This window comes from Rhizobium sp. R634 (genome assembly GCF_002211305.1).
Classification (GTDB): Bacteria; Pseudomonadota; Alphaproteobacteria; order Rhizobiales; family Rhizobiaceae; genus Rhizobium.
In genome coordinates, this window is record NZ_LOKW01000029.1 from 262025 (window position 1) to 284942 (window position 22918).

Consider the following 22918-nt stretch of genomic DNA (forward strand, 5'->3'; position numbering starts at 1 on the left):
AGAAACCTTCCGGTCAGCATCTCCTCTTCACCGCCCGAGCAGGCGCCCTATCAACCGGGTATTGCAGCGCATCGCTATAAGCAAACCCTATGGCGGCAGACGCGAGTTGTGTTGGCCAACCGCCGCCGAACTCGCCTAACCTTGTGAGAGATAAGGGGTTCGGCCTTCGGACCCGCGGTTAACGGGCGCATGCGGCGCCGAGCTTCTGCTTCGAGGGAAATATGGCAAAACTGGCTTTCGACACTGGCGGCACATTCACCGATTTCGCTCTCCTCGACGACAGCGGCGAGCTGCATCTGCACAAGGTGCTGAGCACCCCGAAGAACCCGGCCGAAGCGGTCGTGCAGGGCGTCTCCGAGCTGCTCGAACAATTTTCCGCTTCGATCGCCATGGACAACCTGCAGGTGCTCGGCGCCACGACGGTCGTCACCAACGCCGTTCTCGAACGCAAGGGTGTCGAAACCGGCTTCGTCACCACCGACGGCTTCCAGGACATGCTGCGCATCCGCAACGAAGGCCGCTACGACCTTTACGACCTCAACATCAAATATCCCGATCCGCTCGTCACCCGCGCCAACAGCTTCGGCGCCGAGGAAAGGATCGCCGCCGATGGCGAAGTGATGACGGCGCTCAGCGAAGACAGCGTGCGCGAGATTGCCGGCCGCCTGCGCGAGAAGGGCGTGCGTTCCGTGGCGGTGTGCCTGCTGCACGCCTACAAATATCCTCAGCATGAAAAACGCGTGGCGGCCCTTCTGCGCGAAGAAAATCCGGACATCTTCGTCTCGATCTCCTCGGAGGTCTGCCCTGAGATGCGCGAGTTCGACCGCGCTTCGACCACTGTGGTGAATGCCTATACCCGTCCGCAGATGGCCGGTCACGTCGCCCATCTCGAGCGGGAGTTCGCCAAGAAGGGCATCGATCGCCAGGTTCTGTGGATGACCTCCTCCGGCGGCCTGGTGCCGAGCCGGCGCGCCGCCGAGCTTCCGGTCCGCCTCATCGAATCCGGGCCTGCGGCCGGCGCCGTCGCTGCCGCCGAGTTCGGCCGGGTTGCCGGCGAAACCAGCGTGCTGTCCTTCGACATGGGCGGCACGACGGCGAAACTCTGCCTCATACCGAACGGTGAGCCGAATGTCGGGACCGACCTCGAAGTCGCCCACTACCAGCGCTTCCGCAAGGGGTCCGGCTTCCCGCTGAAGATCCAGTCGATCCAGATGATCGAGATCGGCGCCGGCGGCGGCTCGATTGCCGCGAAGAACCCGCTCGGCCTGCTCGACGTCGGCCCGCATTCGGCGGGCGCCATGCCTGGACCTGCCGCCTATCAGCGCGGCGGCACCCAGCCGACGGTCACCGACGCCGATATCCTGCTCGGCTACATGGGCACCGAGTCCTTCGTCGGCGGTTCCTTCAAAGTCTCCAGGGAAGCCGCGCACGAGGCCATGGCCAAGCTCGCCAATTCTCTGGAGGTCAGCGTCGAGCGCTGCGCCTGGGGCATTCACGACCTCGTCAACGAATCCATGAGCAAGGCGGCCGCCATGCATGCAACGGACCTCGGCGTCGATCCGCGCTCGCTGCCGATGGTGGCCTTCGGCGGCGCCGGCCCGGTCCATGCCTATGGCATCGCCCGCAAGCTCGGCATCAAGCGGATCATCTGCCCGACCGGCGCCGGCGTCAGCTCAGCCATCGGCCTTCTGATCGCACCGGTCGCGGTCGATCTGTCGATGAGCCATCCGATGCCGGTGAACGCCTGGAATATCGCCGAGATGAAACGCATCCTCGATGATCTCGCCGCACAAGGCGCCGAAGTGGTGTCGGCTGCGGGCGTCGCCAAGGAGACGATCGCAAACCGCTTTACCGTCGATATGCGGCATGTCGGCCAGGGCCACGAGATCACCGTCACCCTGCCGGATCGGAACCTTCCCGAAGAGGAATTCCTCAAACAGCTCACCGACAACTTCTTCAAGCTCTACCGCGAACTCTTCGGCCGCACCGTGGCTGCGTCCGTCGAGGTCATCACCTGGCGGCTTCGGGCGAGCGGCGGGAAAGACCAGGTCACCCGTCCGCACGAGACGCAGGCGGAAGAAGCCAGGAAGGGCAGCCGCCAGGTCTATTTCCAGGAACTGGGCGCCTATGCGGAAACCTCGGTCTACGACCATTACAAGCTTCCGGTGAACCACGAGATCAAGGGACCGGCCATCGTCGAACAGCGTGAATCGACGGCCGTCGTCGGCCCGAGCGGCATCTTCCATGTCGATGCCAGCGGCAATCTCGTGATCAATATTCTCTAAAGGAACATCAGATGTCGAAGCCCGTCACCGATTTCAACGATCCGATCAACCTGCAGGTCATGTGGAACCGCCTGATCTTCATCGCGGACCAGGCCGACAACGTGCTTGGCAAGACGGCGTTCTCGCCGATCGTGCGCGAAAACCACGATTATGTGACCGTTCTTCTCGACAGCAAGGGCCGGGCGCTCGCCCAGTGCACCTGGTCGATCCCGGTCTTCATCACCTCGCTGCCTGCCGCCGCGCAGAAATTCTTCCTTCCGAAATTTCCCGCCGGCGCGCTGGAGGAAGGGGACGTGCTGGCGACCAACGATCCCGAGATCGGCACCGGCCATCTGCCCGACGTGACGATGATCACGCCGATCTTCAAGAACGGCAAGGTTGTCGCCTATGCCGGATCGATCGCCCACCTGCCCGATATCGGCGGCGCGCCGCTCCACTCCGAAGCCAGCGACATTTTCGAGGAAGGCATCCGCTTTCCGATCGTCAAGCTGCTCAAGGCGGGCGTGCCGAACAAGGATGTGTTCGACATCATCGAAGCATCGGTGCGTCTGCCGACCGAAGTCCGCGGCGACCTCGAATCGATGATCGCGGCGAACAACGTCATGGGCCGCGAGCTCGTCAAGTTCCTCGACGAGTACGGTCTCGACGACGTCGACGGCCTGGCGAATGCGATCCATACGCGCTCGGAAGCGCAGACCCGCAAGGCCATCCGCGCGTGGCCGAACGGCAGCTATTGCGCCGAGATGCTGCTCGACGGCTATGACGTCGACATCACGCTCAAGGCAACCGTCGTGGTGAATGACGACTCGGTCCATGTCGACTACCAGGGCACCTCGCCGCAGGTGCTGCATTCGATCAACTGCCGCACGAATTATCGCTACGCCCATTCGGTCTATGCGCTGAAATGCCTTCTCGACCCCGATACGCCGAACAATGAAGGCTGCATCACGCCGATCACCGACGATGCCCCGCTGGGATCGATCCTGAATCCCGAACAGTGGACGGCCGGCAATTCGCGCAATCTGATCGGCCACGCCATTCCGTCGCTGATCTTCAAGGCCCTGGAAGGCGTCGTGCCCGACAAGGTGATGGGCGACAGCGGCGGCGCGCCGATCTGGGCTGCAAACTGCGTCGGCCGCCGTGACGACGGCACGCAATACGGTTCGGTTCAGAATTTTCATGGCGGGCAGGGCGCCCGCGCCGAATTCGACGGCCTCGATACGCTGAGCTTCCCGTCGAACTGCAAGGTCACGGCGATCGAAATGTTCGAGATCGCGGTTCCGGCGCTGACGGAACGCAAGGAACTGATCGCGGACTCGGGCGGCGCCGGCAAACATCGCGGAGGTCTCGGCCAGCGCGTGGTCCTTCGCAACCTCGGCAAATCGCCGATGAACATCTACCTCGCTTCCGAACGGGTGCGCCATCCCTGCTTCGGCGTCGTCGAGGGCCAGAACGGCACGGCGGGCAAGGTCTTGAAGAATGGAAAGCCGCAGTTTCCGAAGGGCAAGGTCGTCCTGAAGACCGGCGAGCGCCTCGAGGTGGAAACCCCCGGCGGAGGCGGCTGGGGCCGCGCAAGCGAGCGCGCTGCTGAGTTTATCGAGCAGGATCTCGCCGAGGGCTTGATTACGCCGCAGGCAGCGAAGACGGTCTATCGCTACAAGGGTGCCGATGCGGTCGCCGCCGAGTAGGAGATGGACATGGGTTTGCTGGATGGAAAAATCGCCCTCGTAACGGGGGCCGGGACCGGGATCGGAAAAGAAGCCGCGCTGCTTCTGGCGAAAGACGGCGCGAGCGTCGTTCTGACCGGCCGGCGCATCGAGCCGCTCAGCGAGGCTGCCGGCCTCGTCGCGGCGGCGGGCGGCAAGGCTTTTGTGAAATCTCTCGACATCGAATCGCGTGCGGACATCTTCGCCGCGGTCGAGTGGGTCAGGGAGAATGTCGGCCCCATCGACATCCTGGTCAACAATGCGGGCAGCGCCAGCAAGGTGCTGAACGCCCGGTTTCTCAGCGAGGAGGAATGGAATTCGACCGTCAACGTCAATCTGACGGCGGTTTTCAATCTGACCCAGGCGGTTCTTCCCGATATGATCGCGAAGGGCGAGGGGACGATCATCACCGTCTCGTCGCTCGCCGCGCTCAATCCTAATCTCCTTGGCGGCGCCGCCTATGGCGCTGCCAAGGCCGGCGTGAAGAACTTCATGACCTTCCTGCACAACACCTACAGAAACCAGGGCATTCGGGCGACGACCATCCTGCCCGGCGAGACGGACACGCCGATCATGAACAACAGGGCCCGGCCGCCGCTTGAGAGCGAACGCGCGGTCATGCTGGACCCGCACGACGTCGCCAGGGCGATCGCGCTCTGCGCCAGCCTGCAGAAGGGCGCGGTCATCCCGGAACTGCATATCTGCCCGACCTTCATGCGCGACACGTCGGCCGATATCGAGGTTGCCCGTTGGGTGGGCGCGCCGGCCGACACGCCGGACCTGCCAAAGAAATAATCAGGAGGAGCACATCATGAACGGTGCAAAATTGCGCGCCCGGCTTCAGGCCGGCGAACCCATTACCATGTTCACGCCGCATCATTCCTCCTCGGGCCTCGCCGCCCGGCTGGTCGAACTCGGCGCCGACTCCGTCTTCGTCGACTGCGAACACGGCACCTGGAGCTTCGAGGACGTTCGCGAAACCGCACAGATCGTTCGCTCCGCCGGGGGCGCTGCGATCATTCGGCCTCACTCCCACGAGCGGCCGATCATCATCCGGTATCTGAACGCCGGCGCGGACGGGATCATGGTGCCGATGGTGGACAATGCCAACGAGGCGCGGGCCATCGTCGAGGCGGTCCGCTACGCGCTGCCGGCGGACCATGAAAAACGTCTGGTCGTCGCCATGATCGAGACCGTGGAGGCTATCGCCAACCTCGACGAGATCGCCAAGGTGGAGGGGATCGACGTCTTCTTCATCGGACCCGGCGACCTCTCCCAGGACATGGGCTTCCCGCCGGCCCCGGCCTTCGGCGAGCCCCGGCCGGCAGAAGTACGGGAGAAGGTTGCCGAAGCGGTCGGGAAAATCCGCTCCGCCGGCAAGATTGCCGGCACCCTGGTCACAGCGGACGAACTGCCGGAATGGCTCGAAAAGGGCGTGCAGTTCTTCTACATCCACTCCGATCCCTTCCTGAGGCGCGGCATCGCCGCGATCAGGCAGACGCTGGCACGGTAGGGTGAAGGATCTCGAATTCCTCTTCCATCGAAGAGTGACCGCTCGGCTTGATCTGTTCCGGCAGCATGGAGCAACGTCGATGACGGACTTGATCCCCATACGGCCTTGCGGCTGCCCATATTGAGGACGACGCGGCCAAAGAATTGAACCGCACCACGCACCGATTGCACCGCCATTATTCGCAGCTATCATGGCGGCGGTGACTTCTTCTTTGTTTGCTCCCCTGCACGCCGGCGTCGCATCCAGGCAAGGGACGAGTTCCATAAGATTCATTATGCGATCTTCGTGGACCAAAAAGGGAACATTGCAGCAACAAGCCGTGCAGGGCTCGTGGGAGCGCGATTCGTCCGCCTCTAGTCTTAGCCTAGCTGGAATACTGATTTGGGACCGAAAGCGTACCGCCGTCTTCCAAGCACAAACGTTGATAAAGCGGATCTTCAACCCAAGGCGAGCTCGTCGCCCAACTCAAATATAACTCGCGGACGGAATCACAGGCCCATGATCGTTTTTACGATCTCGACCCTCTCGCTCGCGGGCTTTGCTGCCTTTTGCACTTCAGAATCCATATTCCGTACTGCTTGGCGCACCTCCGCGGACGCATTTGCATTTTCTAGAATGCGGAGATACCGACTTTTGAAGCTCGGGTAGCCGCTGAGATCTAAACCGGTCTCGTTTGCACCGACGTCCATAAGCACAAATAGTCCGCATATGTAGGTCAACATCGCGTCGTTAAAAGCTGAAAATCTTTGATTGCGTCTTTTTGCAGCAAGCATGCACTTAACTGCAAATATATCCGCCTCATGCTCTTGCATTTCTCGGCGCTCATCATCATCCAAGTCAAAAGCGTGATGGCAACAGATATGGCCAACTTCGTGAAGAATTAAAAACACGCCAAGCGCATGAGTAGCTTGAGTCGCCAGTATTTTGTCAGAGCACGATGTTGTTGATTCAAATACGTTCTGGAAGATCGGATAAGTTTTTACAAAAGGTTCAAACATGAGAAGGGAAATTGTGGCGCACAAATAAGCAGAAACGCTCGTTTTCTCAATTTTTTTCATTTTTATCGCGTTGTTCAGGCTTACTATGCCGCGACCGATTTCACGGAGCATAAAAACTAAACCGAAGGGAAGTTCTGCGACGCGCAGATCCGAGGTCAACTCGACGGCCATCCCTCCAAACGTCAACGACGGATTCGTAATAATCGGAATATTACCTATCTCGTACCCGTTCCCTCTTGCCATCCGAACAGCTGGCCTGATGTAGTGAATTAAAAACGGGTTAGCCAGAACTGCTTCAGCGGAAAGAAGCATGTCAGCAACTTCGCGCGGCACCTTCGAATAATCTACTTCGCTCAATATCAGATCTACATGACGATTGAGAGCCTCCAACTGCGGTGGCGTAAGATGCTCTTGCGATTTGAGCGCCACTTGTCGAGCGATCCTGCTTGACAGAACCTTCGCGAGAAGAGCCAAACGGTCTCGCAATCTAAGTTTTACAGCTTCCATGCGGGTAACTCCTTAACACCCTTACGGCCATTGCTGTTGACCGAGGCCGTCGGGCCACATATTGGGAGGTGGAGTTAGGACCATCTCGATCTTTCTGATCGAGTCATATAGGTCCTTATTGTCATAATATGTCGGGTTGCGTGGCCGACGCGACCAACCCGCTAGATCCCACGCTTCGAGCGCATCTCGAACCCCTCGTCCGAGTGCAGTTGAAAGCCGCCCCTGAGGTATTCCCAGTTTATCGGCCATCGTCACCTTGACAATCCTAATGGCAGCATCGGCACGATCAATTGGCGGAGGATAGAGCGATTCCCCCTCTCGAATTTGGTCATCGATGAGGTAGCAGACGGCGACAGCGAAACTCCATAGCCGCAGCAGTTGCAGCATGGCCATTTTCGTAAATAGTGGCCCCCAACTCGCCGCAGTGACCATCATGAAACTGGACGATATCCAGGAGGCGCTCATATCGGCCATATGTTCAATGGCCCAATAATCCGTGCCATCTTTGGTATATCTCGAGTCAGATTCCTGCAGCCGCTCCAAAAGGCCGCTTTCAATAACATAATCAAGATGCCCCCTGTAAATATGACTAAACTCGTGTGCAAACATATGAAGAAGTGCACATTCGATTAGTTTCGCCGTTATCAAACTCCTCTGTCGATCATGACCCAAAGCAGCAATTGTGGCAGCGAGCTCTTCATTAAGGTCGGCGGGCAGACGATCGATAAATCGATGGAGAGAGATGCAGGAATCGGCACTAATCAGACCCTCAAACTCTGCGCTGTCCAGGCAAACTGCGTGTAACGATGCTAAGGGAAATTTCGCCGGACCTTTCCTAGCCTTCCACCGCCGGAACCAGGATGACGAAAACGATGGCATTACGGCCCGATGGGCAAGCAGTTGAATTAACACAAGCGCCGTCGTGACTGCGGTGCCGACGTCCATGACGACGCTATAACGTCCGTTGCTTGCACGAGTAGCGCGCGCGCTCCAACTCAGATCGGCGGTGAACTGCAATTCAATCTCGCGCCAACCCCTTGGAGACTGCGGGATGGCCTTACCGCATAAAATGCCTGTTACGAGTTTGCGAAAGCCCTCCAACTGCAGGATGGGCGTCCCAGATGCGCTTGCGCTATTCATTGGGAGCCCTGACTCTGGATTTTGGGTCGGGAAATCGGCTCTGTTCTGGTGGCCCTAGGTTAAGCTCCGGCTTCCACTCGGCCGGGAACCCGGCGAAGGTGCAGAACAACCCAGTATCACGGAAATAAAGCGCCGCCGCCTCAAGGCGATTCGCGAGGGCGCGCGCCGCAGAACGCGTCGCTTCATCGGTGCCCAGTCGTCCACGTACTACGTCGCTCACAAGGTCGATCGCTAGCCCGAATCCGTCGGCCGTAAAGGGCAGGCTGCGTCGCGACAACTCACGCACGAACCACGGTATCAATTCCGGATCGAGTGCCCGGCCCGCTGTCATACGCCGACATTGTTCAGTCCAAAGCACGACACTATCGGGCATTGCCGGAAACCAGTTGGCCAGATTGCGTGCCCAGTCATACATACGTTCGAACTGATTTCCTTTCAGCAGGAGAACCGTCGCCACGGTAGCGGCCAAGGGTGACCGTAGTTTGAGCCGTAGGGCCTCTTCCCCATCCTTAAATGCATTCGTCAGTTCGCTCTCGACGTCGGATTTAAGTCGACCTGCAGCCGTGATGACATCGCGAGCCCTTAGTTGGTCCCAAGCCGCTGCAATTCTACCTGCCGGCCCATCGTTCTGAGGCGACAGATAGATCGAGAAATTGAAATAGTCGCGATCCTCAACGTCCATCTCGAGTTGGAAAGTCCGCTCATCGACGTCACTCGGCAGCACCGAACAGAAGCGTCGCTGGCGTTGATTCTCAATCACGATTAAGTGCCCGATCGGGTCAGGGACAGCGACGCGGAAACTGATCTGAAGGCGGTGCAATTCAGAGGTCGCGGCGGTCTGTGCCGAGGAAAGAACCTTGACAACCTGATGGTCGAAAACCTGATGGGTCGAAAGCCCAATGATGCGGAGTTTGTCGAGCCACGGGAAGGTTACGGCCTCGGACCCGAAAATCGCGTGAAAGCGATCGATGTGCTCTTGGCGGCTGGCGCCTGGTATGGCGGGAACGGCGATGCGTTCAGGCTGATAGCGCTCGCGGAACCATGCGTCTGGCGCGGGTCTCGGTTGCTCTTGATCGGCAAATGTCGGCTGCGGTCGTTTCGACGAACCCGGGGCAAAACCTATCGATGCTTCTTTCGTGAGCTCGGCCAGTTCAATTGGGCGATCGGGATCGGGGGAAGCAACCTCAGAGCGCACGATCTGAACGACGCTTTCGTTAGCGGCCTTTATTAAGGCAGCAACTCGTCCTTTCATGTAGCTACCGAGCTTGTTGATTTCGACCGCCGACCTTTGGCGCTTTTGGATCAGTTCGATCGGCGCTTCGTCGAGCTTGGGGTCGGGCTTATTGCTCAATCCATCAAGGAGCGCCCGCCCAAAAAGGGACAGACCTCCTGACTTTGGCGAATACGCGCGCAGCCCTGACGCCGTCGCATAGAGCGTGCCTTTCTCAAAGAGCGGATTGACAGCGATGGGCTGGTTATCGTTCAGAATCCCTGTGCCGTCCGTCCTTAGACCATCAATATCATTTCGACAGCCGTCAAGCAGGAGGACGTGTGTTGACACGCAAGTCAGATATGACAGCGCGTCCGAAAGGTTGCGGGTACTGATCGCATTGCTAATGAGCCGGCCCGGTGCCTTGAGATAATCCGCTGGGAGCATGAGCATATCGTTCTGCCGCCGCTCCATGCCATGTCCACTGAACAGGAATAGACTGCGGCCGGCGGCCGGTGCCCGCAAATCCTCCATGTCGGCATACCAGTTTTCGACAGCGCGGCGACAATTATCGAACGTTGCTTCTGGAGCGTGCGCGCAGATCGCGGGATCGCAGCCTGATAATTCGGCTCCTTGCGGCGACATCAAAAGACGAACGCGTGCAACCGGCCAGTCCTGCAGTGTGTAAGCGGTTTGCAGCCATTCAAAAAAACGATAGGCAGTCAATGCCGAGACGCTGAGTTGACCCAATCCATAAGTCTCAGGTGCCGGTGCACTCCCTGCATTCAGATGATCGTAACGGCTGACTCCGATTATCAACGCGTGCACTCCCTGACTACCTACTTGGCGGTCACTCCAAAATCCAGCCTCGTTGCTGTCAGGCTCTAACGTCAACTTCGGCCCCCCCGACTGGAAACGCAGTTTTTAGTTTGTCTGCAAACCGGCGATAAAAGCTAGGGCGCTCAAGATAACCACCGTGTGCAGCTGCCAAAGACATTCCGCTCCAGTATTTCTCGTCATCGATCCCGTTCGCAAATATGCCCTTAGTGGTAAAGCTGATTATGTCATTCGGGTCCCAGACGTTCCACCAACGCCCAAGATGAGCGCATGGAAATGGCGTAGGCAGTCCGCTCGCTCTGGAGAAATTCTTTGAACTGGCTAGGAACATGTTCAACTCTTCAAAATAACCCACTTGGCTCGCTGTGGCACACCAGAAATCGACCTTCACTTCGCTACGCGCTTCTGGGAGAAACGACGTGAGCACGTCATAGGCAATCTGTCCGCCCATGCTGTGGGTCAGCAGTACGATTGGTTCGCCAGAACGCCTCCTTTTGGTCTCCGCGGCGAATTCGAGTTCGGAGATGAGCACTTGCGGAATAGCGCCCGGCGCATTGGCTGTTCCTCGCAGCGTCATGTAGAATAGAACATCCCCCACGAAGCGCGTCACGAAATCGTTAAGTGTCGGACGCAGTTCGCCCGCTATGAGGCTAGCAACTGCAATCGGACTACCAAAGATGCGCGATAGGCTCTCGCTTACGCAGCCGGGCAAGCTACGCAGGAATTGTGCTGCGCCTTGGCCTGCCAGAGTAGATTGTTGCTCGACACTCTCCTGCACCGAAGCTGCCAGAATTGCGAGTTGTTTCTCTAAGCTGTTTGCTGCTTTTACGCTCCTTTGGATTGCCAGATCGCGTGCCACTCGATCAGCGGCGATGCCGATGCGTGCGCGTTGTAAGCCGTCGATGCTGTTGCTTGCAGCCGACACGGTGATCAGATCGGCCAAATCATCCGGCGTCAGTCCTTCAATTCGAGAATATTGGTTCGGCGTCGCGACATGACCGCTAGTAAGACTTGAGCTGGCTGGACCGCTCCTCGGCAACTTGGCGACAATTGCATCGAGAAGTTCCCTACGCTCAACCTCGGCCCCCTGCCCCAACAGGGGCGTGGAAGGACGGGCGATACCTCCCCATTTCGGGGGATCGCACAATTGAAACCAGTCCGCAGCGCTAATCCGGACGTTTTCCGGGTCGGGTGCGATCGAGGGCGCCACGATACGCCGCAGATACTCATGCACGGGCTCGAAATGCCTAGGATCCCGCGTGTTGACACCATGCACATAGATAATTGGCATCGTTCCCCCCAAGGAACCGCTAGATCAGAAAATCAGCAATCTTCAGCTATAAAATGCTATTTCATGACTACACGTTCGCCCATTGGACCAACCCGGAGGATGCTCTGGCGCGCGTCGGGCACCATGCGACATCCGAGGGAATGTCCGCCTGTGTCAAAACCCGGATCGGACTTCTATTACCAACATCTGCCAAAAGGAGCCCCAGTTCACTGCCAACTGCTGACCCGATCGCCAGCGGTGGCCACCAACCCGATAATGGAGAGAAGAACGCCCACCTTGGAGCATGTAAAGTTTTTGGCTTGCGTTTCTCTCCTCTTTAGGCCGAAGCGGCGTTAATGCGGGGAGCGAGCCATTTACGGCCTGACCTCGACCCGAGGTCCTGAAACGATGAAAGATTGGCCGGATCGGGTTGGTTCTGCCCTGGTTCGATAGGGATGTTCGTATCCCCAAGCACGATCGTCGGCACCGTTGTTTTGGCAAGTTCGGCCGCCAGCAATCTGGTCTGGTGAGCGCGCGTGGCTGGTTCGTTGCAGCATTTCAAGTGAAGCGTAACGATCCGGAACTCTGCGCCGGTGCTAAGATCCTGAAGACGCAATGAAAGCGCGCCGCGTAGCGACCAATCCGGCTTACCATATGCAGAGCCGTCCGGCTTGGACCTGATCACATGCAACTCGTTGGTCTCGAGTTGCCTAAACATGTCGGTTCGGTATATCAGACCCAAGAGATCTGCCTGTCGGTCAGCATTCGTTCTACTCTCGCTGATCACAAAGCGCCACTTTCCCCCTTGTTTGGCGGCTGCCTCGGCGTATTCCTTGAGAGCCTGCCAGCTCTCTACTTCTTGGACAGCGAGGACGTCGAACGTCCCAAGGGCTACGATAGTTTCCGCCACTTTGGGTGGCTGGGTGTCGCTGTCGGACTCGGTGTTGAAGGTGGCGATCCGGAGATCGCCTGCTTGGGCGAGCCCGGTGGCCGCAAGCCAGGCTGCGACCCAAGCAAAACGTTTCATGATATTCCTCCTCTTCCTAGCGTGATACGCGGCGTGTCTGGTGCTGACGAGCGCCACCAGCGCTCTACTTCAACACCTTCCCTAGATTTATGATAAGTTCCTTGTTTGTGGTCTTCTCCAGCGTTTTCTGGAGCTCTGCTAACGATGCGTCCGGGAGCACGATGTTGCCTGCCTTCGACAAAGCAACCGCCACTCCGAGCTGGGTCCTGTAAGACTCTTGCGACAGATCCGAAGTCAGCGACTGCAGCGTCTGGATGTCGTTTCTCGTTTTCAGGAACTCCGCGAGCCTGCTTCTCGCGTCTCGCCTGACAGCCGTCACGCCGGAATTGAGATCAACCCTAATCCGATCGAGGAAGTCTTGCAAAAGTTCGGATGACGCGCCGGGGGGAAGCGTAGCGATTGTGTATTGGGCGAGGTCTTCATCAGTCCCGATGTCTGTCACGTTCATCGGATAGTATCGCGCCACCCACTTCTTGTCCAAATCGGAGATCGATAGGTTCTTGGACGCAATGTAGCATTTGTTTGACGTCCCGCCTCGCAGGACATTCGCAGGGATCAAATACATCATGATCGACTTAGAGTCGGCAGTCCCACTTACGGAATCGGGATCGTAGAGTAAGGCTGGACCAAGGTTTCTCTCGACCTTTTCCGGCCGCCACTCGTTCGGCGGTTTGGCAAAGTATTTGTAGACACTGTTTTCGCCTTCCCTGATGACCTCGTTCCAGCAATCCAGGTTCTTGTTCTGGTGCTCGTGCAGTAGGCCTATCGCATGTCCAAACTCGTGGAGGATCGTAGCCTTTCGGAAGGGCGCGGCTCTCGCGACCACATCAACCACTGTGAAGCCATTGAAACCGCTATATTCCATATCGTAATTGTTGAGGTTCAAAGACGCCTGGTACTGATTTGCCTTCTTGACACTGTCGGTGCCAACCAGCGACCAGTATCCCTTTTCGCTAAAGCCGACCCGGATATGGGAGAACCCGCTCTGCGGAGCGGTGCAGTCATACCGACGGCCGACAGGCCCGAAATCGAACGTGAGATTCGCATAGGCCGACCATTCCGCGGCCACCGCCGCAATCAACTCACGTATGACTTCATCTCCGCCGAAGAAACATACCTTTAATACTTGGCCGGGCGGCCACGTGCGACTACCTCCGATATGCTGACTTTGCCCGTCCTCACTCGCGTCACCAGACACCGGCGTCTCCATGTACATGAGATGTTCGGGTAGTCCCTCCTGGATCTCAATTTCCTGAGCCAATACCGGCGATGACAGCAACGCTATCGTCATGATCCCCGATCGGATAAGCATTTAATTTACCTCCTCCCGCGCTTGGTCAATCTACTCCTCCCGACTACTTTAGACGCTCGGAGGGGGCGCCGCTTCCTCGATATCAACGTCAACGAAAATACTGGAATCGCCAGCACTTCCCTTGATAGAAATCGTCACACCGGTCCATTTCGCGCCAGGCATGTTGAGCGGCGGCTTCGTCTTTTTGCCGATCTTTCTAACGTCGCCAAACGGGTAAAGATCGTCAGAGTCGCCCCGGTTACTTGTTCCAAAAATTCCCGCGAGCTGCCGCTTTCCATCCGCCTGCATGAGTTCGATTGCCAGGTTTCCCTCGTCATTGACGTTCTGGATGGCCTCATCCACAACGTAGATGGCGACACCCTCGTCCGGCAATGACGCATCCTGCTTTTTCTGCCGGCGGTATTCGACGACGATATATTGTTTATCTGTCATCGTCTGGTCGTTGCGCACGATCAACGCAGTTCCGCCCTCAGCAGCCGGTTTAAGCTCGATATTCTTCCGCGACAGGGAAACGAATTCAGGGGTGATCCATCCGTGGAACATGCGCAGCATGGCGTTCGGATAGGATGGTAGCAGGCCTCCGTTCCCCCAGGACCCCGATGCCATAAGGCAGTAATCACCCAGTCCGCTCGAACGCATGTTCTGAGACGACCCGGTGTCATAGTAGTCGGCCCACCGCGCAGCGAGATGTCCCCATTCGTGGGCGCAAACCCCGACACGGCAATCCTCCGGAACCGTCAGGTAGGTGGTAACCTTCACATTAGGGCCGACCTCGATACCGCCATTGGGAATGACCCATTTGTGGCTCCAGATATCGTTCCTGTCTCCGGACTGCTCGGCGCCCGCACCCGCGTGGATGATGAAGAGCGCCGTCACGATACCCTCCCCCAGGACATCGTAGCCTGTAAAATCCACGCCGGCGGCAACCGCGGCCGCGACGGCATCACGCGCCATCCCCTGGGCGTTGCGGGGATCCGTTCCATCCATACCGGAAGAACCGTCGGTGTAGAAGCTCAATGGCTGTGGGAGCCTGAACCAGCCATGCACCCGCCCGCTCACATCGATGCCAGTGGCGGCATTTTCGTCCCAACCACTGGCGTCGCGATAATAGTCGCGCATGCTGCCAGAAGGAAAGACATGGCCCGAACTGAACAGCATCTGCGCGTAAAGTCCAGGCGAGTGATCGGGTGCATGCGGTCGGTCAGGAAAATCGACCAACAGAACGAGGGTGCGGATTTCCCCTAAAAGCTGGCGGGGCGGCCTGTCGATCAGTTCCCGCACTGCTGCCTGCCCGAATTCCATCGCGCCGTCATCGAGGCCGACATATTTCGAGCCGCGCCGGCTCGAACGCCAGACCTTATAATAGTCGTCGAAGGTGAACTTCGGCGGCAGTCTGCCATCCGCCTTCAAGGACAGGAACCGACTGTATAATTGCGCCAGCAGTTCGGGCGACGGCGGCACCGCACATTGCGGCTTGCCGCAGCCACATATCCGAAATGGCTTTGCTGAGACCCTCATTTTCCCCTCCACCACGCAAAAGTCGTTTCAGCAGTTCATCCCTGTTGATCCCCTGGGCGGGCGGAAGAGCCGGTGGCCGCGTTTTTCACCACGCGACGGCTGAGCCGCAGACGTCCGAAATGGTCTGCGGCCAGCCAAGCATTCGCCCGTTTCGTCAGGCCCGACGGAAAGCGGCCGTTCTGCGCACCGGATCAGTGCGGGCGCCGCGTCTCAACAAATGCGCCAGCTCGCTGCAGCTCGACGCTGCGCGCCAGCGCGATGGCATTGCTGACGCGATTTCGCAGCGCGGAAAGCTCGTCGGGCGTTAGTCTGGCGAGAGAGCGGTTCAGCGCCTGATCATCTGCGGCCGCGTCCGCTGGCGCGACCGACGAAGGTGAGCTGCGGGCACTGGCGATGAAGCTGTCGATCAAAGCATCGACAAAATAGCCGCCGCTCGCTGTCTCATCGACGAGATTCTTCCCTACCGCTTCCGCCATGATGCTCGGTTGAGGCATGTCGCCAGAAGGCTCATAAGCCGTCACAACGGGTCCAGTCGGAGCTGGCGCCTCGCAGAGATAGCGGCTCAGCACATAGCGGCGAAACGGCAGGAATGCGTCAGTCAAAGTCGGCGACAAGGCGCGGGTTTCGCTGACCTGAACGAACCCGCCGGCATCCACATCCGGCCAGCGTAAAACCGTGCCATCCTGCTTCTCAAGAACGACAACTCCCGGCCCGACGAAGCCACCGCCGGTCGAGCGCGCGGCGGTCATGTGACAACCGGCGCAGGTTGCGGCTCGAGCCCGGTTCAGAAGCACCTGGCCGCTCTGTGGACCCACAAATGGATTTGTCGCAGCGCCTACCTGATTGAGCATCTGGGTAACCAGCGTGCTCTTGCCACCGTCGCCCGGAGCATCCGAAAAGCCCTGAGACGTGCTCTGGAATTCGTTGAATTTGTCGTCGTTGCCAAGGGCGATTGTGTTCAGGAGAACCTTGTCAGGCGTCACCTCCGCCTGAACGCCTGCACCAAGGTGATAAAGCGGCAGCTCATTGATCAGAGCCTGATGCTGGGCGGTCGTTTCGCTCAGGAGACGTAGTGCAATCGTGCTCGTCAGCGACTGCAGGAATTGTCCGTGCAGAAGGTTTGCGCTTGCGGGCGGGTTCTTGGCGAGGAACGCCGTGCCCGTCAGATCGTCAAAATACAGTTCGGCGAGCGGATTATCTTTAACCGTTACCGGAACGAAGGCTACCGGGAGCGAACCTGGCGCGGGGTTAAACGTGCGCTGGGTCAGCCATTCCCGCAGTTGCCACGGGGGCGGATTGAAGGCGTTCGCGCGCACCTGACCCCGACCGCCGTCACCGCCGTAGTTTCTGTAATCCACAACCGGCCTAAGCAGGTCGGCTTTGGCCAGAGCCGGCGATGTCTTTCCCTCATAGTAGAAGGCGGAAAGGCGCGTGGCGAGTTCGGTATCCGAGAGCCCGGGCTCGGAAAGCTTAGCCCAGAATTCGGCAACAGGTTTGCATCCCTCGCTTCCCGCGGATGGATTGGGGTTGGGAACCATCGCCTCGAAGATTAGCAGAAAACGCGCCGCGCGTGCGGGCTCACGGCCGTAAATGATGCGATGTTCTCCGCAATGAGACCAATTGTCAGGCGCGAGATCGAAACGGTTGAACAGCGCAAGAGGCTTAATACCTTGAGGGTCGGCCTCATCCAGCATAGCTTTTGCGCTCAGGGCCGTGGCTTCCTCGCGGGCGTCTAGCGGCATGACCACGCCGCCCTTTGGGTTGAGCGGAAAGCTCTCCACGGGAAGAAATGTCTGGAGCATCGATTGGACGAAGTCTTCTTGTGATTGCGCGCTCACGTCACCGCCGGCGCTCTTCAAGATCGACGCAATTGTTCGGCTGAAAGAGAAAACCCGCTCAGTTGCCGTGCTATCCAACCCAAGACTCGCACGCGTTATATCGAGCACACCGTCACTGTGCACTACCATGCTAGGCGCGACGCTGAAGTGCGGCGTGAACGTGCCATCACTTTCCGATGTGCATAAATTAAAGGTCTGTGCAAGCGCCGGATTAGTCATCCAGACGACAACACAAATCATCGCGGCAATAGAACGCTTCATCGTCATCCCCCCCATGAACTTTGTCACCAGCTTCTGGACCCAATTCTGCATAGCAAGTATGAAGCCGCGCCTCCTGCCCGGACCGCGGACGAAACGAAAGCAACGTTCGGGCAGAAGATTTAACTCCTGCCCGTCTATCTGCTTTTTTTGCGAAAGAATGCCTGCACCAAATGCAATGAATGCGATTATTCACTACTACCTTATCTGGTTCATCTTGACAAGTATCGACTCTTACTTGTTATCCATGCCTCTTCACGAATGCCGGCCGCGCCGATGCCTACGAAGCTTTGCGACCGTCTTCTATCTCATTTGACGCCACTGTCACTCGACCCGCGGGAACCGCCTCGTCGTCAACCGCAGGGGCGGAGCTTTGCAGTCGTCGCCGCGGCGCCACTTCGATGAGGACTCTTCACGGTCTTTTCATGGGTCCTTTACCTTGATCAGCCCGCTGTTGCGGCTGAGGCCGTTGTGGCTGCTCAACTCCGCCGAGCAGGAATGAGATCGCAGAAGAGCAGATGAAGAGTTCCGGCAAACGACGCCGCGTGCGTGCCCATGGCGCAGGCGCTTCTATGTTCTTTTCTAGCTCCAAATTGCCATCGTCTGTCGTGTGGATGAGCCCGCGGCATGCGCTAAGCGCGTGCACCGACCCCGCTCGTTGTGTTATAAAGTTCGAGTTTCGCCCAGAAATGTTTCGACTACTACGATCGGTCGCCAGACAGAGACCTGATCAGAACCGAGCCTACAGCTGAGCCTTTTGGCTGTCACCAGTTCTCGCGGGGTGTGGAACGGCACAAGATCTCGCCTCCTTCGTCTTTCCGTCGGCAAAGCAGGTTGAATGACTGCTTCGCGATCAGCGAGGAGGAATATTTAAGATCCTTTAGTTTGAGCAGTCGTCACAAGGGTCATAATCAGTCTTCGCAATTTAATGCGGGGCTGATTGCTGCAACTGGCTTAATAATTTAGGCTGCTTTTGGACTATTATCCATAATCATCTTGCATTTTTGTGTGGAACTAATCTATAGTTGCAGCGTCCTACTGAGGGGTCGGGCTGCATGAAATCTTGGCTGAGAATAACGGCGGTCGCGTTTGCGGCCACGCTGAACTGTACCATTACATTCTCGCAGACGGCGGCGACGGACGCGCCCCCAAGCGGCGCGGAAGCAATCTCCAAACTCGATGAACTCCTCGCTGCCCTCGCGCGTCTAGACCCGACGACATTTGCCGCGATTCCCGGCATGGACGTCAAGGCCGAAGCTTTGACCAACCGCCTCTTCGAACTCTCCAGCCCTTTGAATGCCCAAGCCGACAAGGCCGCGATCAGCTCGATTATCAAAGCTACGGGTGAGCTGGACGGTGCCCTATTAGGTTCAAGTCAAACCGTGAAGGCTTTGCTCCAACAAGGTGACGAGTCCAGCGAGGCCCTGAACAAGCTTCGAGAGACGATTCAAGGCCTTGGCCTGCGCAAGCCCGGGCTGGTGGTTCGCGTCGTCGAGGCAAAGTTCGGGGACACATACACCACGCGGATAAGCCCCTCCCGCTGGTGTGACGCGACGTCCTACCTCCGAGGAAAATGCGATCGAGCCGGGGCGTGCACGTTGGACCAGAACTATCAGGACCTCGTTTGCGGATTCAATCCAGCACCTTCGGCGGACCTCAGGGACCGTGGCCTGTTCGTTGACTACCAGTGCGTACCGAACATCGAGGCAAGCTTTGCCGCTGGTTACGACCCAATTGCCTATCGCTCCTCATCGCCGTTTCTGAGTAAAAGTCGAAGCCAGTACGTGGTTCTTCGCGGCAGCGGTTCCATCGTCTGCGGAGCTACCAAATGATCGGCAGTATCGTGAAGCCATTCAAAATCGTCCTAACCGCGCTCCTGCTTCCGCTCTCAGCAAGTTGCCAGGTGATGGACTCCTCGGTGTCCTACGAGATCCGGCCCGACGGCTCCCAAGAACGACGTTGCGACTCCGGTCTTGGCTCCTATGCCCTACCCTATTCGACCGTAACCTTCACCGTCTCGCAGCCATACAAAGGCGGGATAAAGGTCGGCCGGGCCAGATTGCAGGTTTCTAGCCCGGAAGCACATCCCGATCCTAAGCACATCTACTGCCTAGATTTTCTGGAAAACTCTTTCTCGGACGACAATGTCACCGTCGCGTATGACAAGAAAAAGGGTTCCACAGACAGCTTCGCCAAAGGTGGCGCATCGGGTCTGCTTTCACTAATCGCTTCGAAGAACATCGATCAGACGGGCGATATCATCCGAAATTTCCTCAGGGCAATCTTCATTATCGCTTCGGGGGACTACAATTTTTCATTCAACCGAGAAACCGCCGAGTACGACGAAATCGTGATGATGACGGAGCAAACGGTAGATCCGTTCGATCTGTCGGCAATGGCATCGCTCAACAAGAGTATCGCCGAATACGGCTACTGCATCACACTCGGGAAGTTCACGGTCGACGAAAGCCGTTACACACCTAACCGCTACTGCAACGACCCAGACATATCATTCTCGAACGGTGCGGCTCCACCGTTCCTGCGCGCGGCGAAAGAACAAACGTACTTGGTGAACAAGCTGCCGACCGGCGTCTTTTATCGCCCCCGGCAGCCGTACCCTCTCGATGTCTATGTGCGTGACGATCCCCCCGCACACAAGGAATGGGAATTGCGATCCAAAGATACGGTCATGCTTGAGAATGTGTCTCCGATCCTCGTTTTGCACGTGAACCGGACCATCTTCGCCGAGCACCGAACCGCGTTGGCGTTTGATCGGGGGAATCTCCTGGACGCTTGCATCGTTAAAGGCAGCGAGGTTGCTGGCGGGCTCAGCATACCCCTTGATATCGTGTACGGCCTGGTGTCGCTGCCAGCTGCGACCATCAACCAGGAGATCGCGAGCAAGACGACGACGACAGCTCTGATCTCGAAGCAGAAGGACGTTCTCGCGCTTCAGAACCAAATACTTCAGGCAAAGGCCGGGCAGTATTATGGCGGGTCGACGAACACGACTCCGCTCGGAACGAACCTGCAGTTTCCCAACCCGTCAGAGCTGCCGACCTCGATCAAGCCGATCGACGAGGCCAAATTTGGCTCATTTTGCGCTCTTCTGAAGAAAGCGAGCTGAGGATGATTTTTTCTTCGCTTCGAAGAATGATGGCACTTCTCGCACTGCTCGGCTTTATGCAATCGTGCTCGTCGGTGTATTCATCGTCGGCGCTAGAAGCCTCTGTGAGTTCGGGAACATCGAATTGCGATGCCAACATGGGGACGTACTTCCTTCCCAAAGGAGAGCTTTCGTTCGTTGTGCTGAAGAAGCCGACGACGGGATTAACCAGCTTCCGATATGACATGAAGGCCGAGGTCGGCAACGCGGGCACTGACGGCCTATCGGTCGTCATGGTGCCGGACGAACGGCATCAGTATTGCCTGGATTTTAAGCCCAACTCCTTTTACTCAGACGTTGTCCGTGCTCAGCGGACCGATAAAGGGCTTTTGACGAGCGTCTACAGCAATGTCGAGGATCAGAGCAAAACCATCGTTGAGGATGCCGCCCGGGGAATCGCATTGACGATTGCCGCAGAGTCCCGGCTGGCCAACAGAGATTTCTTGGTCGGCGACTCCGCAGCCGTGGTTCACATGAAGATGCAGTTCGATCCCTTTGATCTGGACCGCATCACCAGCGTAAACCGCACCCTCGAAAAAAGTGGCTACTGCATCTACATCGACCCCAGCAACGACCCGTTCGTGCCTTTCTGGATGCGAAACCAGTGCGCGGCAACTCCCCGGCTTGTGGCCTACAAATCCAAAGACGACGCCGAGGAAATATTCAGCTCGGCAGGCTACGCAGCAGGCGAGGGCCGCTTCGGAATTCTATACAAACCAGCGCTAAGCCACACGCTCGTCATTCTGAAGCGCGACGACCCAACATCGGTAAAGCCTTGGCGCATCTGGAAACGCCAGATTGTCGAACTGCCGAACCGAGCACCTGTCTTCATGCTCCAGGTAAGCCGCGGCTTCTTCACAGGCCGCAAAACCGACATCAGCTTTGAAAACGGCATGCTGGCGAGCGTCCAGATCGACAAGAAGAGCGAGCTGAAGGCCGTATCGGAAGCGTTCGTCAATGTCGTCAGTATTGCCGTACGAATTCCAGCCAAAGCACTCATTATCGGGACGAATGAAGCGCAAAACCAAGAGGCGCTGATCAGGGCAAACCAAGCACTTTTGCAGGCCTACGCACAATTGGAGGCCGAGCAGAGAAAACAGGCGAACCTGAAGTACGGTCCGGGTGAGGACGGGCAACCTCGCACAAGTGCGGCACGAGCGAGGGCCGCATGCTTGGAATATGCAGACCTGAGCGCTGCCGATGACCCCAGCGCGTGGTGCCAAGACAAGGTCGAAACGCAATGACCCATTCCGGAGGCCAGTCGCCTCTAGCATTCGCGTTTCTGACTATGTTCGGAATCGCGCAGGCTCAGGACGAAAGTGCTGGACTGCGCATTCGATATGGCGATGCAGCACAGGTCCCACCGGAGGCCGGGGACACCATAGTCGCCACTGACACGGATACAGTAGCCGATCTGAAATCAAGATCTCAGAACAATCCGCAGGCCAGGGTCGCGAACGGTGTGGACGTTAGCCTTTCCAACTTTTCAGAAGTAGTGAAGATTGAATTCAGTGACGCGCGGGGCCGCCACGCCTGCACAGGAGTGCTGCTATCTCCTGACGCGGTCCTCACAGCTGGCCATTGCGGCTGTGGTCGTTCCTACCAGGTTTCAATCCAGACCGCCCCCGTCGAGACAGCGGGCGACAAGGCTTTCTCCGCACTCAAGGTCGAAAGCGGCCCGTTCCTGTTTCCCGGTTACAGTTGCTCGTATCCGGATCGCACAGGCATTGGACACGATCTCTCTCTCATTCGGCTGAAACCGATCAGGAAGAGTGAGGCGGATCAGTTCGAACTGGACGACGGCGCTGGGGTAGCACTGAGCTTTCCAGTCATTCGGTCAGGCATAAAGCTCCTGTCGGATCGACGGCTAAAGAGCCTCTTTATCCTCGGCTTCGGCCGAACCGAAACTGGCGCTATCGCAAAAAACCTGCAGGGCGCTAATGTCAGCCTCATATCGCGGCATTGTATCGTCGGCTACGTCTTTATGAGTTATTGCGCCAGCTTCAGGGAATTCGCCATGGGTCGCAACTCCAACACTCCGGGCATCGCGCCTGACAGTTGTGGCGGAGACAGTGGAGGCCCGGCCTATCGAATGGATACAGACCTTGTGATCGACGCAGAGGGCTTTTTTACCTTGCAGATAAGCAAGCGGACGCTGGTCGGAATCGTCTCTCGCGCACTTGCCGGTGTGGTTCATCCCTATCGAGGATATTGTGGCGGCGGCGGGATCTATACGACGGTCGGAACACGGCCCGTACTCGACTGGCTCCGCTCGCAAAAGGTCTCTTTCATCTACGATCCCAACCCCACCTACAGCCCTGAGGGAGGTTGAA

Annotated in this window: 16 protein-coding genes; 8 read left to right on the plus strand and 8 right to left on the minus strand. The window is 57.8% G+C overall.

Annotation, left to right across the window (positions count from 1 at the left end; all coding sequences use genetic code 11):
* Nucleotides 1-221 precede the first annotated feature (221 nt).
* Genes ATY77_RS32140 through ATY77_RS32155 form a run of 4 tightly spaced genes read left to right on the plus strand, consistent with a single transcriptional unit; the run spans nucleotide 222 to nucleotide 5504 of the window.
* Entirely contained in the window at nucleotides 222-2285 is a 2064-nt protein-coding gene (locus ATY77_RS32140) for a hydantoinase/oxoprolinase family protein (RefSeq protein ID WP_088690443.1), read from the plus strand.
* 11 nt (nucleotides 2286-2296) lie between these two features.
* On the plus strand, nucleotides 2297-3973 hold the full coding sequence (locus ATY77_RS32145; protein WP_088690444.1) for a hydantoinase B/oxoprolinase family protein: 1677 nt from the start codon (nucleotides 2297-2299) through the stop codon (nucleotides 3971-3973).
* Nucleotides 3974-3982: 9 nt separating this feature from the next.
* Nucleotides 3983-4786, plus strand: coding sequence for an SDR family oxidoreductase (locus ATY77_RS32150; RefSeq protein WP_088690445.1), 804 nt, complete (start codon nucleotides 3983-3985; stop codon nucleotides 4784-4786).
* 16 nt (nucleotides 4787-4802) lie between these two features.
* Nucleotides 4803-5504 carry an aldolase/citrate lyase family protein gene (locus ATY77_RS32155; protein WP_088690446.1) on the plus strand — a complete coding sequence of 234 codons (702 nt, stop codon included), beginning with the start codon at nucleotides 4803-4805 and terminating at the stop codon, nucleotides 5502-5504.
* 488 nt (nucleotides 5505-5992) lie between these two features.
* Here ATY77_RS32155 and ATY77_RS32160 read toward each other — a convergent pair whose 3' ends face one another.
* The 8 genes from ATY77_RS32160 to ATY77_RS32195 form a co-directional block, all read right to left on the minus strand.
* The gene (locus tag ATY77_RS32160) at nucleotides 5993-7009 is read right to left on the minus strand and encodes a hypothetical protein (protein ID WP_088690447.1); all 1017 of its coding nucleotides are present in this window, start codon (nucleotides 7007-7009) and stop codon (nucleotides 5993-5995) included.
* Nucleotides 7010-7030: 21 nt separating this feature from the next.
* The gene (locus tag ATY77_RS32165) at nucleotides 7031-8149 is read right to left on the minus strand and encodes a hypothetical protein (RefSeq protein ID WP_088690448.1); all 1119 of its coding nucleotides are present in this window, start codon (nucleotides 8147-8149) and stop codon (nucleotides 7031-7033) included.
* Nucleotides 8142-10109, minus strand: a complete 1968-nt coding sequence (locus tag ATY77_RS32170) for a caspase family protein (RefSeq protein ID WP_141103982.1) — start codon at nucleotides 10107-10109, stop codon at nucleotides 8142-8144. Before ATY77_RS32170 ends, ATY77_RS32165 begins: the two co-directional genes overlap by 8 nt.
* 127 nt (nucleotides 10110-10236) lie before the next feature.
* Nucleotides 10237-11487, minus strand: a complete 1251-nt coding sequence (locus ATY77_RS32175) for a hypothetical protein (RefSeq protein WP_088690450.1) — start codon at nucleotides 11485-11487, stop codon at nucleotides 10237-10239.
* A gap of 316 nt (nucleotides 11488-11803) precedes the next feature.
* Nucleotides 11804-12493 carry a hypothetical protein gene (locus ATY77_RS32180; protein WP_088690451.1) on the minus strand — a complete coding sequence of 230 codons (690 nt, stop codon included), beginning with the start codon at nucleotides 12491-12493 and terminating at the stop codon, nucleotides 11804-11806.
* A gap of 64 nt (nucleotides 12494-12557) precedes the next feature.
* Complete coding sequence (locus tag ATY77_RS32185; RefSeq protein WP_088690452.1) at nucleotides 12558-13805, minus strand: hypothetical protein; 1248 nt, start codon at nucleotides 13803-13805, stop codon at nucleotides 12558-12560.
* Nucleotides 13806-13853: 48 nt separating this feature from the next.
* Nucleotides 13854-15323 carry a M6 family metalloprotease domain-containing protein gene (locus ATY77_RS32190; RefSeq protein WP_245314417.1) on the minus strand — a complete coding sequence of 490 codons (1470 nt, stop codon included), beginning with the start codon at nucleotides 15321-15323 and terminating at the stop codon, nucleotides 13854-13856.
* Nucleotides 15324-15514: 191 nt separating this feature from the next.
* Complete coding sequence (locus ATY77_RS32195; RefSeq protein WP_141103983.1) at nucleotides 15515-17422, minus strand: hypothetical protein; 1908 nt, start codon at nucleotides 17420-17422, stop codon at nucleotides 15515-15517.
* A 1052-nt stretch (nucleotides 17423-18474) separates the two neighbouring features.
* Here ATY77_RS32195 and ATY77_RS32200 point away from each other — a divergent pair.
* From ATY77_RS32200 to ATY77_RS32215, 4 genes are read left to right on the plus strand one after another with little or no spacing between them, the layout of a single operon-like run.
* On the plus strand, nucleotides 18475-19251 hold the full coding sequence (locus ATY77_RS32200; RefSeq protein WP_088690454.1) for a hypothetical protein: 777 nt from the start codon (nucleotides 18475-18477) through the stop codon (nucleotides 19249-19251).
* Nucleotides 19248-20546 carry a hypothetical protein gene (locus tag ATY77_RS32205; protein ID WP_088690455.1) on the plus strand — a complete coding sequence of 433 codons (1299 nt, stop codon included), beginning with the start codon at nucleotides 19248-19250 and terminating at the stop codon, nucleotides 20544-20546. Before ATY77_RS32200 ends, ATY77_RS32205 begins: the two co-directional genes overlap by 4 nt.
* Nucleotides 20547-20572: 26 nt before the next feature.
* Nucleotides 20573-21829 carry a hypothetical protein gene (locus ATY77_RS32210; protein ID WP_245314418.1) on the plus strand — a complete coding sequence of 419 codons (1257 nt, stop codon included), beginning with the start codon at nucleotides 20573-20575 and terminating at the stop codon, nucleotides 21827-21829.
* Entirely contained in the window at nucleotides 21826-22917 is a 1092-nt protein-coding gene (locus ATY77_RS32215) for a trypsin-like serine protease (protein ID WP_088690457.1), read from the plus strand. Before ATY77_RS32210 ends, ATY77_RS32215 begins: the two co-directional genes overlap by 4 nt.
* The last annotated feature ends 1 nt before the right edge of the window (nucleotide 22918 follow it).